Source organism: Erythrobacter sp. BLCC-B19 (assembly GCF_028621955.1).
GTDB lineage: Bacteria > Pseudomonadota > Alphaproteobacteria > Sphingomonadales > Sphingomonadaceae > Erythrobacter.
Genome location: NZ_CP117516.1, coordinates 2,703,610 through 2,717,853 on the forward strand (window position 1 = coordinate 2,703,610; position 14,244 = coordinate 2,717,853).

The window sequence follows — 14,244 nt, forward strand, 5'->3', positions numbered from 1 at the left end:
CCGGCGTGAGGAGACATAATGATGCACAAGACAGCACTTGGCGGGTTTGCAGCGCTTGCCGCGATCAGCGTGCTGGTGGCGCCTGCCGTCGCCCAGCAGCGCGACCCGGCCTATGCCGCCGCGCGTGCAGCAGGCCAGGTGGGCGAGCAGCCGGACGGCTATCTTGGCATCGTCGGCGCGCCGACCCCGGCGTTGCAGCGGCTGGTGGACGACATCAACATCAAGCGCCGCGCGACCTATGCCGAACGCGCCAAGGAAAAGAAGCAGACGCTCGAAGCCTATGCTTTCACGGCCGGCTGCACGCTGATCGACCGCACCGAGCCGGGCGAAAAGTATCGCGCGCCCGATGGCAGCTGGGAAACCCGCACCGCCGCCGCACCGACCAAGGACTCGCGTTGTCCTTAATGTTTGCGTGCCCGCCTCCGCGGGCACGTCCTCGGTGAGTATTTGTGTTCCGCATCGCATCCGCGATGCGAAATCCTCGCTCACGCGACCTGAAGGCCGCGTCGCTGCGGGCGGCCGGTCGGCCTTGCGGTCGCTGCGCGACCGAAACCGCGACACCCCATGATGTTGGCGTATGGCTCTGACCGGCCCCTAAGGGGCCGCAAGGGCGACCGCCCGCCCACTGGGCCTGAAACTCGCCGAGGACGCGGCCGCGGAGGCGGCTGCGCAAAACAGCTTCGCACCTGCACAAAAGTCATGCCCCGCGATGTTGACACGTATGTGCCCCCCTTCTAAGGGGGCGGCGCCCTCGGCGGGCACCTCAATGCGCGTGCCTGCTCTCACTTCATTCGGGATCACGGTATGAGCGACGAGAAACCCGCCCGAGAACCCATTCACGAGGATGCGCGGATCGACGCGCTCGAAGCGCGGCTCAAGGCCGCACGCGAGCGCGAAGAGCAACGCAACCGGCCGCAGGTGAAGGGTGTCGATGCGAATTATCGCAGCGGCAACCGTGCCTTGGCCAATCTTCTGGGCGGGATCATCGGTGGCTTGGTGATCGGCTTTGCGATCGACGCATTGCTCGGCATCGCGCCCTGGGGTCTGTTGACCGGTCTGTTCCTCGGGACGGTATCGGCCTTCAGGAGCATTATTCTGAGCGCGAATACGCGCCCCGCGGACGGCGGTGAGGGCAAGGACGGTGAAGGCTAGGCCTCGCCAGACCTCCCACGCAGCCGCCTCAGGGGCGCGTTTGATGTAAAACTTTTGGGGATTGTTCGATCGTGGCAGCCGAAGAAGGCAAGGTCGATCCGATGAAGCAGTTCACCATCGAACCCCTGCTGGGGTCCGATTGGCAGCTGGCTGACGGAATCAACATCGCGTTCACCAATTCCGCGCTGTGGATGGCTATCACTGCCATTCTGGTGACGGTGTTTGTCGCGGGCGGCATGAAGCGCGAGCTGGTGCCGGGGCGCTGGCAGATGGCGGTCGAGACCCTGACGGGCTTCATCGACGATCTGCTCGAAGCGAATATCGGCAAGGCCGGGCGCAAATATGTGCCCTACATCTTCACGCTGTTCATGTTCATCCTGTTCGGGAACCTGCTCGGTCTCGTGCCGCTGGGCCTCATCCCGCACATGCACGCCTTCACCTTCACCAGCCACTTCACCGCTACCGGCGTGCTGGCGATCATGAGCTTCTCGATCGTGCTGATCGTGGGCTTCTGGAAGCATGGCTTGCACTTCTTCTCGCTGTTCTGGCCGTCGAACACGCCTGCGTTTCTGGCGCTGCCGATCAGCCTCATCGAATTCGTGTCCTTCATGGTGCGCCCCTTCAGCCTCGCGCTGCGACTGTTCGTCGCGATGATGGCGGGTCACGTGCTGCTGAAGGTGCTGGCGAGCTTCGTGATCGCCGGCGGCGGGGCTGGCCCGGCGCTGGGCGCTGCGATCGGCATTCCCAGCTTCGTGCTGATGGTCGCGATCAGCGCGCTCGAGATTCTGGTGGCAGGCATCCAGGCCTATGTCTTCGCGCTGCTGACCTCGCTCTACATCAACGACGCGGAAAACCTTCACTGAGGGCTGCGAAGCTCTCTTCACAACCCTCGACAACACTCAGATTTTTCTCAAGGAGTTTACTATCATGGACGCAACTGCTGCTGCTCTCCTCGGTGCCGGTCTCGCCGCGATCGGCGCTGGCATGGCCGCGCTCGGCGTGGGCAACGTGTTCGCCTCGTTCCTCGAAGGCGCGCTGCGTAACCCCGGTGCTGCCGACGGCCAGCAGGGCCGCCTGTTCATCGGCTTCGCGGCTGCCGAACTTCTCGGCCTGCTCGCCTTCGTTATCGCCGTTCTGCTGATCTTCCGCTAAGATCCGGCGTGCCGGAGCGGCGAGCGCAGCTGCGCATCGCCGCCCGGCTCACCTGCATGAACTGACGATAACGCCGACGCAAACAAGGGCGACCCATGCCTCAGATCGATCAAATCTCCGACTTCTGGTCGAGCCAGGTGTTCTGGCTGCTGGTGTTCTTCGGGCTCACCTTCCTCATCGTTGGCCTTGGCATGGTGCCCAAGGTGATGGGGACCGTTGACCTGCGCGACAACCAGATTGCAGGCGATCTGGCTGCGGCTCAGGCTGCGCGCGACGAAGCGACCGCGCAGGAAGAGGCCTGGCGCAAGCGTGAGAACGCCAACCGCGCTGCGGCACAGGGGCTGATCGGCGAGGCCAAGGCCAAGGCGGCGGCTGCCAACGCAGCCAGGCTGGCCGAGGCGCAGGGCCGCCTCGACGCCCAGCTTGCCGAGGCCGATGCTGCCATTGCGGCGGCCCGCACCAGCGCCATGGCCGAAATCGAAGGCGTCGCTGCCGAAGCCGCGCGCGAGATCGTCGCCCGCGTTGCCGGTGCTGCGGTTGAACCCGCCGCCGCCGAGGCTGCGGTCAAGGAGGTGATGGCCCATGGCTGACATTCTGACGCTGCTTGCCAGTGGGGCTGAAGGCCACGCCGAACCGGGCGTGCTGGGCATGGACTCCTACCAGTGGGTCGCGCTCGCCATGACCGTGCTCATCGCGGTGTTCATCTGGAAGAAGGTTCCCGGTCTGATCACCGGTGGGCTGGACGCGAAGATCGCCGAAATCCGCAAGGCGCTCGATGACGCCAAGCTGCTCCGCGCCGAGGCCGAGGCGCTGCGCGCCGAGTATGCCGCCAAGATCGCATCGGCCGAAAAGGACGCTGAAGCGATGCTGGCTGGCGCCCGCGAAGAAGCCGACGCGATCCTCGCCAAGGCCGAAGCTGACAGCGAAGTGATGGTCGCCCGCCGTCAGAAGATGGCCGAAGACAAGATCGCCGCTGCCGAGCGCGCCGCGATTGCCGAGGTCAAGGCCAAGGCTGTCACCGCTGCCGCTGCCGCTTCGAAGGTGCTGATCGCCAAGGCGCATGACGGCGCCGCTGACAAGAAGCTTGCCGACGAGGTTATCGCCTCGCTCTGAGCGGCAGCACAGCTCAAGAACACGAGGGGGCGGTCCGAAAGGGCCGCCCTTTTGCGTCAGGTCCCCGGAACGAACACCACTTTGCCGACCAGATCGCGGCTCGCCATCGCGGTAAAGCCTTCGCGCCAGTGCGACAGGGGGAGCGTGCGGTCGATCGCGGGGCTGATCGCCCCTGCTTCCGCCAGCCGGTTGATGGCGGCGTGAATGGCGCGGCCCCTTTCGGGGAAGCGGCGCGCATATTCGCCGGCGCGCAGGCCGACAATGCTGAAGCCCTTGATCAGCGGGATGTTGGTCGCAATGTCGGCGATCCGGCCCGAGGTGAAGCCGACCACCATCAGCTTGCCGCCAAAGGCGACGCAGCGGGTCGATTCGTCGAACACATCGCCGCCCACCGGATCGAACACGATGTCGCACAATGCGCCGCCGGTGAGGTCAGCGATCTGCTCGCGGAAGCGGCCTTCGGCCACGATTACCGCTTCGGGATGGGCGAGGGCGGCGATCCGTTCGGCTTTGGCGGGGGAGCCGGTTGTGGCAATCACCCGCGCCCCCAGCGCGCGCGCCAGATCGCAGGCGGCCAGGCCCACGCCCCCGCTTGCGCCATGCACCAGCACCCACTGGCCCTCCTGCAATCCGCCGAGTTCGACGAGGCCGGTGAAGGCGGTCGAATAGGCCGCACCCATCGCGGCGGCGGCGGGGAAGTCCATGCCGCTGGGCATGGGCGAGAGCTTGTCGGCGGCCACGCAGGCCAGTTCGGCAAAGGCGCCGGTCTTGTTGCCGCCCATCACCCTGTCGCCAGGAGCAAAGCCGCTCTCCGGGTCAGCTTCCAGCACTTCGCCTGCGAATTCGAGGCCGCTGGTGAAGGGCACTGCCGGTTTGAACTGGTAGCCGCCCTGCGTCATCAGCAGGTCGGGGAAATTGAGCGAGGCCGCGCGCACCTGCACCAGCACCTCGCCCGGAGCGCGGGCGGGTGGGGGCAGGTCAGCCAGTGTCACGCCGGACAGGTCGTCCGACAGGCGTTCGACGACGAGGGCCTGCATCAGGTCAGAAATTGTCCTTCGCTGCCCGCAGCGCCGCGAAGGTCTCGTGCGGGGCGCTGCCGCCCCACTTGGCCATCATCGCGGGATCATCGGCGCGCAGGAAGGGGTTTGTTGCCAGCTCGCGTTCGAGCGTGGTCGGCACCGTCCACTCGTCCTTCGCGCGCTTGGCGGCGATTTCCTCGGCATAGGCTTGCAACGCCGCATTGTCGGGATCGGCGTGGAGCGCGAACTTGGCGTTCGACGCGGTGTATTCGTGCGCGCAGTAGAGCAGGGTCTGCGGCGGCAAGGCCTTGATGCGGCTGAGGCTCGCCCAGAACTGCCCCGGCTCGCCTTCGAACATCCGCCCGCAGCCCAGCGCAAAGACCGAATCGCCGACAAAGGCGACCCCGGCCGAGGGCAGGTGGAAGGCGATATGGCCGTTGGTGTGGCCCGAGACGTCGATCACCGCAGCCTCGACGCCGCCGAGCGTCACCGTGTCGCCATGCGCCACGATCCGGTCGATCGGGAATTTGCCTTCGATCTCGGCGGGGCCGGTGATGGTGCAGCCGGTCGCCGCCTTGATGGCTTCGTTGCCGCCGGCGTGATCGGGATGCCAATGGGTGTTCCAGATCTGGGTGATGCGCCATCCCTTGAGATCAGCCTGGCGCAGATATTCCGTGCCATCGGGCGTGTCGATCGCCGCGGTTTCGTGGCTGTCGGTGTCGTGGATGAGGTAGCCGTAGTTGTCGCTAAGGCAAGGGAACTGGTGAACATGGATCATGCGCGCCACCCTACAGCCGCGCTCCCCAAAGGAAAAGGCCCGCCTGCCGAAGCAAGCGGGCCTTTCTTGTTGTGTAACGCCCGCCCCGAGGGGCGGGTGCACTCAAATTACTCCGCGCCCTTCTTGAGCGCAGCGCCGAGGATGTCGCCGAGCGAAGCGCCCGAATCCGACGAACCGAACTGTGCGACAGCTTCCTTCTCTTCGGCGATCTGACGCGCCTTGATCGAGAAGTTCGGCTTCTTCGAACGGTCGAAGCCGATCACCATCGCGTCGACCTTGCTGCCGACCTGGAAGCGGTCGGGGCGCTGTTCGTCGCGGTCGCGGCCGAGGTCGCTGCGCTTGATGAAGCCGGTCGCGCCGTCTTCGCCAACCTGCACTTCCAGCCCGCCGTCGCGCACTTCGAGCACGGTGACGGTGACGGTCTGGTTCTTGCGCAAGCTCGAGCCGGTCGTGGCCGCTTCAGCCGAAGGCGCGCCCTTTTCGAGCTGCTTCATGCCGAGGCTGATGCGCTCCTTCTCGACGTCCACATCGAGCACGACGGCCTTGACCATCTCGCCCTTGCGGTGGAGCGCCAGCGCGTCTTCGCCCGAGATGCCCCAGGCGATGTCCGACATGTGCACCATGCCGTCGACGTCGCCATCGAGGCCGACGAACAGACCGAATTCGGTCGCGTTCTTGACTTCGCCTTCGACAACCGAGCCAACCGGGTGCTTCTCGGCGAACTCGTCCCACGGGTTGCGCTGGGCCTGCTTGAGGCCGAGGCTGATGCGGCGCTTGTCGCTGTCGACTTCGAGCACCATCACATCGACTTCCTGCGAGGTCGAGACGATCTTGCCCGGGTGGACGTTCTTCTTGGTCCAGCTCATTTCGCTGACGTGGACGAGGCCTTCGATGCCCGGCTCCAGTTCGACGAAGGCGCCGTATTCGGTGATGTTGGTCACCTGACCCGACAGCTTCATGCCGACCGGATACTTGGCCGAGACGCCATCCCACGGATCGCTTTCAAGCTGCTTCATGCCGAGGCTGATGCGCTGCGTTTCGGCGTTGATGCGCACGATCTGCACGGTCACGGTGTCGCCAATGGCGATCACTTCGCTCGGGTGGTTGACGCGCTTGTAGCTCATGTCGGTGACATGCAGCAGGCCGTCGATGCCGCCGAGATCCACGAAGGCGCCGTAATCGGTGATGTTCTTGACCACGCCGTCGATGATCTGGCCTTCGACCAGGTCATTGATGAGCTCGCTGCGCTGTTCGGCGCGGGTTTCTTCGAGGACGGCACGGCGCGAGACGACGATGTTGCCGCGACGACGATCCATCTTGAGGATCTGGAAGGGCTGGGGCACGTCCATCAGCGGGGTGACGTCGCGCACCGGGCGGATGTCGACCTGCGAGCCGGGGAGGAAGGCCACGGCGCCATCGAGGTCGACCGTGAAGCCGCCCTTGACGCGGCCGAAGATGCGGCCTTCGACGCGCTTGCCTTCGCCAAATTCGCTTTCCAGCTTGTCCCACGCGGCTTCGCGGCGGGCGCGGTCACGCGAGAGCATGGCTTCGCCATCGGCGTTTTCGACGCGGTCGACATAGACTTCGACTTCGCCGCCCACGGTCAGGCCGTGGTCGTCTTCGCCGCGAGAGAATTCCTTGAGAGAGATGCGGCCTTCGCTCTTGAGGCCGACGTCGATCACGGCATAGCCGTTTTCGATCGCGGTGACGGTGCCCTTGACGACGCGGCCTTCAAAGCCGTCTTCGCCGGCGCCGCCGAGCTGTTCATTGAGGAGCGCCTCGAAATCGGCGCGTGAGGGCATTTGCGTTGCCATAGTCAGGTAAGATCCTGTTTCGTTGTGCTACCGGCCGCCGGTTTTTCCGGGGTCTTTCACCGCTTCCCAGGCACCATTGCCGGGGCTGGCGGGGCAAGAGGCAGACTTCTCCGCAAGGCCCCATGCCTGTGCGAAGGTTCCTTCAACCAGTGATGATTGGGCAGAACGGGGCCGCGCCTAGGCCAGACCCTTGCGAAAAGCAAGGAAAATGGCGGGTCAGCCCGCGCGCGCCAGCACCGCCTCGATCGCCGCCTCGATAGCGGCGTCGCGGTTGAAATGGGTGGTGTCGAGCACCAGCGCATCGGCAGCGGCGACCAGCGGCGCGTCCTTGCGGCCCATGTCGCGGGCGTCGCGCGCGGCGATGTCGTGTTCGATTGCAGCGAGGGCGACGTTGATCCCGCGTCCCGTCATCTCCAGCCAGCGGCGGCGCGCGCGTTCTGCCACGCTGGCGGTGACGAACAGTTTCACCGGCGCTTCGGGCGCGATCACCGTTCCGATATCGCGCCCGTCGAGCACTGCGCCGCCTTCCTGCAAGGCAAAGGCGCGCTGGCGCTGGTAGAGCGCGTGGCGCACATCGGGGTGGACCGACACGCGGCTCGCATAACCGCCGACCTCTTCCGAACGCAGGGTGTCGTCATCCAGCAGGCTGTCCGGAAAGGCGCAGGCGGCCAGCGCCGCGTGCGGATCGTCAGGGTCGCCGCCCGCCAGCATCACCTGTCGCCCGACCGCGCGGTAGAGGAGACCAGTGTCGAGATGCGGCAAGCCGAAATGCGCGGCGAGCGCTTTCGCGATGGTGCCTTTGCCGCTTGCTGTCGGCCCGTCGACGGCGATGATCATTTGCCGGTCTCGCTCGCGTCCTTGCGGTTCATCCAGTCGCGATAGATCGCCTCGGCAACTTCGGCGCGCTCGGCGATGAAGGCGTGGCTGCCGCCGGGGACGACCGCGAGTTCCGCGCCGGGGGTGAGGGCGACGAAATCCTGCACATCGTCGATCCGCGCCTCGTCATACTGGCCAACGACGAACAGAATGCGCGTGCCATCGACGCGGGCGAGCAGGTGGGTGGCATCATAGGTGCCGAGGCTGCCCGAGGCGCGGAATTCGGTCGGGCCCCACATCGCGTTATAGACTGTGGCGTTGAACCCCTTGCCGCCATAGCGCTTGCGATAAGCGATGGCTGCGGGCGAGGGGGCGGGGCGGTCAGGACGGCCGTTATAGGCGGCGTAGAAGGCGGCGGTGGCAGGCTCGCAGACCTCGGGCGCGGGCGGGGTCGGGCCTTCGCAGGCGCGGATCGTGGCCGCCACATCGTCAGGCAGGTCGCGGATCAGTAGGTTGGTTCCGGTGATCCAGTGCGGGGCCGAAATGAAGGTGCCGCTGAGCACGGCCGAGACGGTGTGCTGCGGATAGGCGGCGGCATATTCGAGCGCGAGGGCCGAGCCCCAGCTGTGCCCGATCACGTGCCAGCGATCGACCCCTAGTGCCTTGCGGATCGCCTCAAGCTCGGCAACGAAGCGCTCGGTCCGCCAGTTGGCGGGGTTCTCGGGCCGGTCGGACATCCCGCTGTCGAGCTGATCGTAAAGGATCACGGGGCGCTGGTCGGCAAGGCTGAGGAGGTTGCCGAAGTTCACATGGGTGCCGCCGGGGCCGCCGTGGATGATGATGACGGGGGCTTGGCCTTGCCCGATCACGCCGTTGACGCGCACCCACACCTTGCCGCCCTCGACCGCGATGCGGTGTTCGGAAGTCGCCACCGACCAATCGGCAGCGGTGTTGGTGGGAAGCGCGGTGTCCTGCGCCTGCGCGGTGAGCGGCACCAGCGCGAGGGCGGCGGCGACGAGAGTTCTGGCGATCATGAAAAAATGTCCCGTGCTTTGGCAGGCGTAATCGCCACGCGCTCGCGGCGTTTCCAGCGGATATGAAGGATCACCAGCGCCATCATCGCCATGAGGAGGTGGCTGGCCAGCGTGAACCCGTCCGGCTTGCCGTCATGTCGTGCAAAGGCGGCGATCAGCGCGCCGAAAACCAGTATTGCGCCTGCAATCAAGCGCCGAACCAGCGGCGAACGGCCAAGATCGAGAAGCGCCCGGATCATTCCCCGCTCATATCGCGGCCCGCCCGGCCTCGCCAAGCCCTGACCAGCCCGATGATGGCAATCGAGGCCCAGAAGAATTCGAGCACCAGGCTCGCCCAATTGGTGTGATAGACCAAGGACACGGTCAGCAGCGCCGCGCCCAGCAGATTGGTGCCGTGGAGCAGGAAGGGGTTGGTCGCCTTGGCCAGCGTCAGATAGGCATAGGCGCCGATGATGCAGGCGGTGCCGCAAAGTCCGATGATGCTTGGCCAGTCGAGCGGGGTGTTCATGGCTCGTTCCAGTCGCGTTCAGCCTTCTCGATGATATTGCGCATTTTGGCCGGTCCCCAATCGAACTGGAACCAAGTCAAAAGGCCGGCGACTGGCGATAAAAGCAATGCTCCGACAAGCTCCCACGGAGTGATGGTCCGAATCTCGGTAACATGAAGAAAGATGACCACCCCGCAGGTCACGATCCCAGAGAAGATCGAATAGACAGCGACTTTTTTCTTCACGCCGCGCTCGCCTCATCGAGCAGCCCCATGAAGGTCGGGAAACTGGTGTTGATCGGGCTGATATCGTCGACCTCGACGCCGCCCTCGCTGACGAGACCGGCAACCGCCATGCTCATTGCAATGCGGTGATCGAGCAGCGATTTGACGCGCGCGTTGCTGGTGCCCCGGAGTGGATCGCCGCCGCTGCCATGGACGGTGAGGCCGTCCTCATGTTCTTCCACGCGCGCGCCCGCTGCGGTGAGCGCGGCGGCCATGGCGGCGAGCCGGTCGCTCTCCTTGACGCGCAGTTCCTCAAGGCCGGTGGTGCGGGTGGTGCCCTTGGCAAGCGCGGCGGCGACGAAGAGCACCGGGAACTCGTCGATCATGGCAGGCGCGATGGCCGGGTCGACATCGACGCCCGAAAGCTGCGCATGGCGCACGCGCAGGTCGGCGACCGGCTCACCGCCGACTTCGCGGGGGTTCACCTCCTCGATGTCCGCGCCCATCTGGCGCAGCACGTGGAGCAGCCCGGCGCGGGTCGGGTTGAGGCCGACGTTTGCGATCGTAAGGTCGCTCCCCGGCACCAGCGTCGCGGCGACCATGAAGAAGGCGGCGGAGGAGGGATCGCCGGGGACGGTCACGTCCATGGGGGTGAGTTCTGCCTCGCCGTGGATGGCGATGACGGTCTCGCCGTTCTCCTCGCCCACTTCGAGCTTCGCGCCGAAGCCTGTCAGCATCCGCTCGGTATGGTCGCGGGTGGGAACGGGCTCGATCACGCGGGTGATCCCGGGGGTGTTGAGGCCCGCGAGCAGCACTGCGCTCTTCACCTGCGCGCTGGCGACGGGCAGGCGATAGGTGATCGGCACGGCCGGACTCGCCCCGCGCAGCATCAGCGGGAGGGTGCCGCCCGCCGAGGCTTCGAAGCTCGCGCCCATCTGTGAGAGCGGGTCGATCACGCGCTTCATCGGGCGGCCCGAAAGGCTGGCATCGCCGACGAAGGTCGCGGTGATGTCATGGCTCGCGACCAGACCCATCAGCAGTCGCGTCGAGGTGCCCGAATTGCCCATGTCGAGCGCGGCCTTCGGCTCCAGCAGGCTGCCGACCCCGACGCCGTCCACCACCCAGGTGCCATCCGCCTCGCGCGCGATCTGCGCTCCGAAGGCGCGCATCGCGGCGGCGGTGGCGAGGACGTCCTCGCCTTCCAGCAGCCCGGTGATGCGGCTGCGGCCCACGGCAAGCCCTGCAAACATCAGCGATCGGTGGCTGATCGACTTGTCGCCGGGGACGCGGATCGTGCCCGTCAGCGGGCCGGAGGGGGCGAAGGTGTGGCTGCTCATAAGGCGGCGGTCTTTGACAGCGCCCCGCGCTTCTGGCAAGGCGCGCCGCGCTCGCGGTGCAGGCTCTTGATAAAGAGCTTGCCGGAACCCATTTTTCCGATCAATCCGCCCAGTGTTTTGCAGTTTCTGGCCCGCCCCGCATCAAGGGGCTGGCCCTGTTTCGAGGAATAAAGATGGCCAAGCCCGAATGGGGTACCAAGCGTACCTGCCCGAAGTGCGGGACACGTTTCTACGATCTCGGCAAGGAAGACCCGGTTTCCTGCATCGAATGCGGTGAGACCTGGTCGCCGGAGCCGGTGCTCAAGTCCAAGCAGCCGATTCCCTTCGAGGAAGTCGAGAAGAAGGTCGATGCCGACGCTGACGCGGATCTCGGCGGCGATGATGATCTGGGTGATCTCGAAGACATCGAGGATATCGACGAGGACGGCGATTCGCCCGACAATGACGTCGACCTTGGCGGCGACGATGATCTCGGCGTGTCGACCGGCACTGGCGACGACGACGACGAAAACTGATTTTTTCGCTTGCAAGCGGGATGCGGCCCTTCTAATGGCCGCCTCCCGCAGGCAGGGCACACGCTCTGCTTCGCATGATGACTGGCTCGGGGCCTTAGCTCAGCTGGGAGAGCGCAACACTGGCAGTGTTGAGGTCAGCGGTTCGATCCCGCTAGGCTCCACCAGTCACCAACTGATCAAAGTCGGGAAGTCCGACCCCGCCATGGGGTGCTTTTCGCAACGCTGGCCGACGAGGTTTCGTCCGCCGGCGTTTTTCGCATTTTCCGGGCGCTTGCGTGTCCGGCAGGAGAAGTGAGCGATGTTCGACACGCTGTCTGACCGTCTGGGAGGCGTATTCGACAAGCTGAAAGGTCGCGGCGCGCTGCGTGAGCAGGATGTGCGCGATGCCATGCGCGAAGTGCGCATCGCTCTTCTCGAAGCCGATGTTGCACTTCCGGTTGCCCGCCGCTTCATCGATGCCGTCACCGAGAAGGCTGTCGGTCAGGATGTCCTGAAGTCGGTCACCCCCGGCCAGATGGTCATCAAGATCGTCCATGACGAGCTGGTCGAGACGCTGGGCGGGATGGAGGTCGAAGGCCTCAAGCTCGATGCCAAGCCGCCGGTCGTGATCATGATGGTCGGCCTTCAGGGCTCGGGCAAGACGACAACCACCGCCAAGCTCGCCAAGCTGATCCGCGAACGTCACGGCAAGAAGGCGCTGATGGCCTCGCTCGACGTCAACCGTCCGGCTGCACAGGAGCAGCTCGCGGTGCTGGGCGGCCAAGTCGATGTTGCGACCCTGCCGATTATCGCCGGGCAACAGCCGGTCGACATTGCGCGGCGCGCGATGGAAGCCGCGCGCCTCCAGAATTTCGACGTGCTGCTGCTCGACACCGCGGGCCGCCTCCACGTTGACGATGCGCTGATGGCCGAGATGAAGGCCGTGGCCAGCGTTTCGGCCCCCAACGAAGTGCTGCTGGTGGTCGATTCGCTGACCGGCCAGGACGCCGTCAACGTCGCGCAGTCTTTCAGCGGTGAAGTGCCGCTCACCGGCGTGGTGCTGACCCGCATGGATGGCGATGCCCGCGGCGGCGCAGCGCTGTCGATGCGCGCGGTCACCGGCAAGCCGATCAAGTTTTCTGGCACCGGCGAAAAGCTCGACGCGATCGAGCCCTTCCGCCCCGGTTCCGTTGCCGACCGCATCCTCGGCATGGGCGACGTGGTCAGCCTGGTCGAACGCGCCGCCGCGACGATCAAGGAGGAAGAGGCCGAGAAGCTCGCCCGCAACCTCGAAAAGGGCAAGTTCGACCTCGACGATCTGGCCATGCAGCTCAAGCAGATGCGCAACATGGGCGGTCTGGGGATGCTGGCGGGCATGATGCCGGGCATGAAGAAGGCCAAGGCCGCGATGGCCAACTCCGGCATGGACGACAAGGTGCTGATCCACATGGAGGCGATCATCTCCTCCATGACCGCCAAGGAGCGCGCCAATCCCGACCTGATGAACGCCAAGCGCAAGAAGCGCGTCGCGGCGGGCAGCGGCACCGATGTGCAGACAGTCAACAAGGTGCTCAAGATGCACCAGGAAATGTCGCGCGCGATGAAGCAGATCAAGAAGATGGGCGGGCTCAAGGGCTTGGCGGCCATGTTCGGCGGCGGGGGCGGCCCGATGGGCGGTCTTGGCGGAGGGATGGGCGGCATGGGCGGCCTTCCCAGCGGCGGTGCCGGGGGCCTTCCGGGACTGGGCGGGCCGGGCGGCCTGCCAGGGCTCGGCGGATTGCCTCGCAAGAAATAGTTTCAGTTCAAATATTTCAGTTCAACAGTTCATATTCAATCGAAAGGTAACATCATGTCGATTTCCATCCGGCTCTCGCGCGGCGGTGCCAAGAAGCGTCCCTACTACCGCATCGTCGTCGCCAACAGCCGCAGCCCGCGCGACGGCAAGTATCTCGAGCAGATCGGCACCTACAACCCGCTGCTCGCCAAGGATTCGGCCGACCGCGTGAAGCTCGTCGAAGACCGCGCCCGCTACTGGCTCGGCGTCGGCGCGCAGCCGACCGACCGCGTGGCCCGCTTCCTCGATGCCGCCGGCATCAAGGAGCGTGCGGCCCGCAACAACCCCAAGAAGGGTGAGCCGGGCGAGAAGGCCAAGGAGCGCGCCGAAGAGCGTGCCGCCAAGATCGCCGAGGCCGAAGAAGCTGCGCGCGCTGCTGAAGAAGAAGCCAAGGCCGCTGCCGCTGCCCCGGCTGCGGAAGAAGCTGCCGCTGAAGAAGCGCCTGCCGAAGAAGCCGCCTCTGAAGAGCAGGCCGAAGGCTAAGCTGCTATGACCAAGCCCGTCACCCTAGCCGCCATTGCCGGCGCGCACGGGGTGGCGGGCGAGGTGCGTCTGAAGCTGTTCGGCGAGGGGATTGCCACTCTCGCCAAGCAGAAAAGTTTCAATGACGGCGCGCTCACCCTCGTGAAAATCCGCGAGGACGGGAAGGGCGGGGCCATTGCCCGTCTTGCCGAAAGCACCTCGCGCGCCGACGCCGAGAAATTGCGCGGCACCGTCCTCACCGTCCCGCGCGAGGCGTTGCCGCCGTTGGGCGAGGGCGAATTCTACCATGCCGACCTGCTCGGCCTGCCCGTCGTGACCAACGCGGGTGAAGCCGTCGGCACCGTCCTCGCTATCGAGAATTTCGGTGCGACTGACATCATCGAGATCTCGCTCGATCCGGTGCCCGAAAAGGGGCCGAAGACCTTCATGGTTCCGATGATCCCTGCCGCCGTGATCGGCTGGGACGACAAGCAGCTTGTGATCAGCGCCGATTTCGCCGATAATTGA

General features: G+C 65.6%; 19 protein-coding genes and 1 tRNA gene. 11 read left to right on the top strand and 9 right to left on the bottom strand.

Annotated features, from left to right (window positions below; genetic code table 11):
- The first annotated feature begins 18 nt into the window (after positions 1-18).
- The 6 genes from PS060_RS12605 (at position 19) to PS060_RS12630 (ending at position 3,417) form a co-directional block, all read left to right on the top strand.
- Positions 19-405 carry a YdbL family protein gene (locus PS060_RS12605; RefSeq protein ID WP_273983607.1) on the top strand — a complete coding sequence of 129 codons (387 nt, stop codon included), beginning with the start codon at positions 19-21 and terminating at the stop codon, positions 403-405.
- A 399-nt stretch (positions 406-804) separates the two neighbouring features.
- Positions 805-1,152: an AtpZ/AtpI family protein gene (locus PS060_RS12610; protein WP_273983609.1), complete on the top strand. Its 348-nt coding sequence runs from the start codon at positions 805-807 to the stop codon at positions 1,150-1,152.
- Between the two features lie 71 nt (positions 1,153-1,223).
- On the top strand, positions 1,224-2,015 hold the full coding sequence (locus tag PS060_RS12615; RefSeq protein ID WP_273983610.1) for a F0F1 ATP synthase subunit A: 792 nt from the start codon (positions 1,224-1,226) through the stop codon (positions 2,013-2,015).
- 64 nt (positions 2,016-2,079) lie between these two features.
- Positions 2,080-2,304: a F0F1 ATP synthase subunit C gene (locus PS060_RS12620; RefSeq protein ID WP_086607805.1), complete on the top strand. Its 225-nt coding sequence runs from the start codon at positions 2,080-2,082 to the stop codon at positions 2,302-2,304.
- 95 nt (positions 2,305-2,399) lie between these two features.
- On the top strand, positions 2,400-2,894 hold the full coding sequence (locus tag PS060_RS12625; RefSeq protein WP_273983611.1) for a F0F1 ATP synthase subunit B family protein: 495 nt from the start codon (positions 2,400-2,402) through the stop codon (positions 2,892-2,894).
- Positions 2,887-3,417 carry a F0F1 ATP synthase subunit B family protein gene (locus PS060_RS12630; RefSeq protein ID WP_273983612.1) on the top strand — a complete coding sequence of 177 codons (531 nt, stop codon included), beginning with the start codon at positions 2,887-2,889 and terminating at the stop codon, positions 3,415-3,417. Before PS060_RS12625 ends, PS060_RS12630 begins: the two co-directional genes overlap by 8 nt.
- 56 nt (positions 3,418-3,473) lie before the next feature.
- Here the strand turns inward: PS060_RS12630 and PS060_RS12635 are convergent, their stop codons facing one another.
- The 9 genes from PS060_RS12635 to aroA form a co-directional block, all read right to left on the bottom strand.
- Positions 3,474-4,454, bottom strand: a complete 981-nt coding sequence (locus PS060_RS12635) for an NADPH:quinone oxidoreductase family protein (RefSeq protein ID WP_273983615.1) — start codon at positions 4,452-4,454, stop codon at positions 3,474-3,476.
- A gap of 4 nt (positions 4,455-4,458) precedes the next feature.
- The gene (gene gloB, locus PS060_RS12640; protein ID WP_273983616.1) at positions 4,459-5,214 is read right to left on the bottom strand and encodes a hydroxyacylglutathione hydrolase; all 756 of its coding nucleotides are present in this window, start codon (positions 5,212-5,214) and stop codon (positions 4,459-4,461) included.
- A 107-nt stretch (positions 5,215-5,321) separates the two neighbouring features.
- A complete protein-coding gene (rpsA, locus tag PS060_RS12645; RefSeq protein ID WP_273983618.1) occupies positions 5,322-7,028 on the bottom strand; it encodes a 30S ribosomal protein S1 in 1,707 nt (568 codons plus the stop codon).
- Positions 7,029-7,244: 216 nt separating this feature from the next.
- On the bottom strand, positions 7,245-7,865 hold the full coding sequence (locus PS060_RS12650) for a (d)CMP kinase (protein ID WP_273983620.1): 621 nt from the start codon (positions 7,863-7,865) through the stop codon (positions 7,245-7,247).
- Positions 7,862-8,878 (bottom strand): proline iminopeptidase-family hydrolase, encoded by a 1,017-nt coding sequence (locus tag PS060_RS12655; RefSeq protein WP_273983621.1) that lies wholly within the window; start codon positions 8,876-8,878, stop codon positions 7,862-7,864. Before PS060_RS12655 ends, PS060_RS12650 begins: the two co-directional genes overlap by 4 nt.
- Positions 8,875-9,117 (bottom strand): hypothetical protein, encoded by a 243-nt coding sequence (locus PS060_RS12660; protein ID WP_273983622.1) that lies wholly within the window; start codon positions 9,115-9,117, stop codon positions 8,875-8,877. The genes PS060_RS12655 and PS060_RS12660 overlap by 4 nt, the downstream gene beginning before the upstream one ends.
- Positions 9,114-9,386 (bottom strand): CBU_0592 family membrane protein, encoded by a 273-nt coding sequence (locus tag PS060_RS12665; protein WP_273983623.1) that lies wholly within the window; start codon positions 9,384-9,386, stop codon positions 9,114-9,116. Before PS060_RS12665 ends, PS060_RS12660 begins: the two co-directional genes overlap by 4 nt.
- Positions 9,383-9,610: a hypothetical protein gene (locus tag PS060_RS12670; protein ID WP_273983625.1), complete on the bottom strand. Its 228-nt coding sequence runs from the start codon at positions 9,608-9,610 to the stop codon at positions 9,383-9,385. The genes PS060_RS12665 and PS060_RS12670 overlap by 4 nt, the downstream gene beginning before the upstream one ends.
- Positions 9,607-10,926, bottom strand: coding sequence for a 3-phosphoshikimate 1-carboxyvinyltransferase (aroA, locus tag PS060_RS12675; RefSeq protein WP_273983627.1), 1,320 nt, complete (start codon positions 10,924-10,926; stop codon positions 9,607-9,609). The genes PS060_RS12670 and aroA overlap by 4 nt, the downstream gene beginning before the upstream one ends.
- Positions 10,927-11,099: 173 nt before the next feature.
- Between aroA and PS060_RS12680 the strand changes: the two genes are divergently transcribed.
- The 5 genes from PS060_RS12680 (at position 11,100) to rimM (ending at position 14,244) form a co-directional block, all read left to right on the top strand.
- Positions 11,100-11,441, top strand: a complete 342-nt coding sequence (locus PS060_RS12680) for a TIGR02300 family protein (RefSeq protein ID WP_273983628.1) — start codon at positions 11,100-11,102, stop codon at positions 11,439-11,441.
- Between the two features lie 88 nt (positions 11,442-11,529).
- Positions 11,530-11,605 (top strand) — tRNA-Ala (locus PS060_RS12685).
- A 134-nt stretch (positions 11,606-11,739) separates the two neighbouring features.
- Positions 11,740-13,215, top strand: coding sequence for a signal recognition particle protein (gene ffh / locus PS060_RS12690; RefSeq protein WP_273983630.1), 1,476 nt, complete (start codon positions 11,740-11,742; stop codon positions 13,213-13,215).
- A 54-nt stretch (positions 13,216-13,269) separates the two neighbouring features.
- A complete protein-coding gene (gene rpsP / locus PS060_RS12695; protein WP_273983631.1) occupies positions 13,270-13,737 on the top strand; it encodes a 30S ribosomal protein S16 in 468 nt (155 codons plus the stop codon).
- Between the two features lie 6 nt (positions 13,738-13,743).
- The gene (rimM, locus tag PS060_RS12700) at positions 13,744-14,244 is read left to right on the top strand and encodes a ribosome maturation factor RimM (protein WP_273983632.1); all 501 of its coding nucleotides are present in this window, start codon (positions 13,744-13,746) and stop codon (positions 14,242-14,244) included.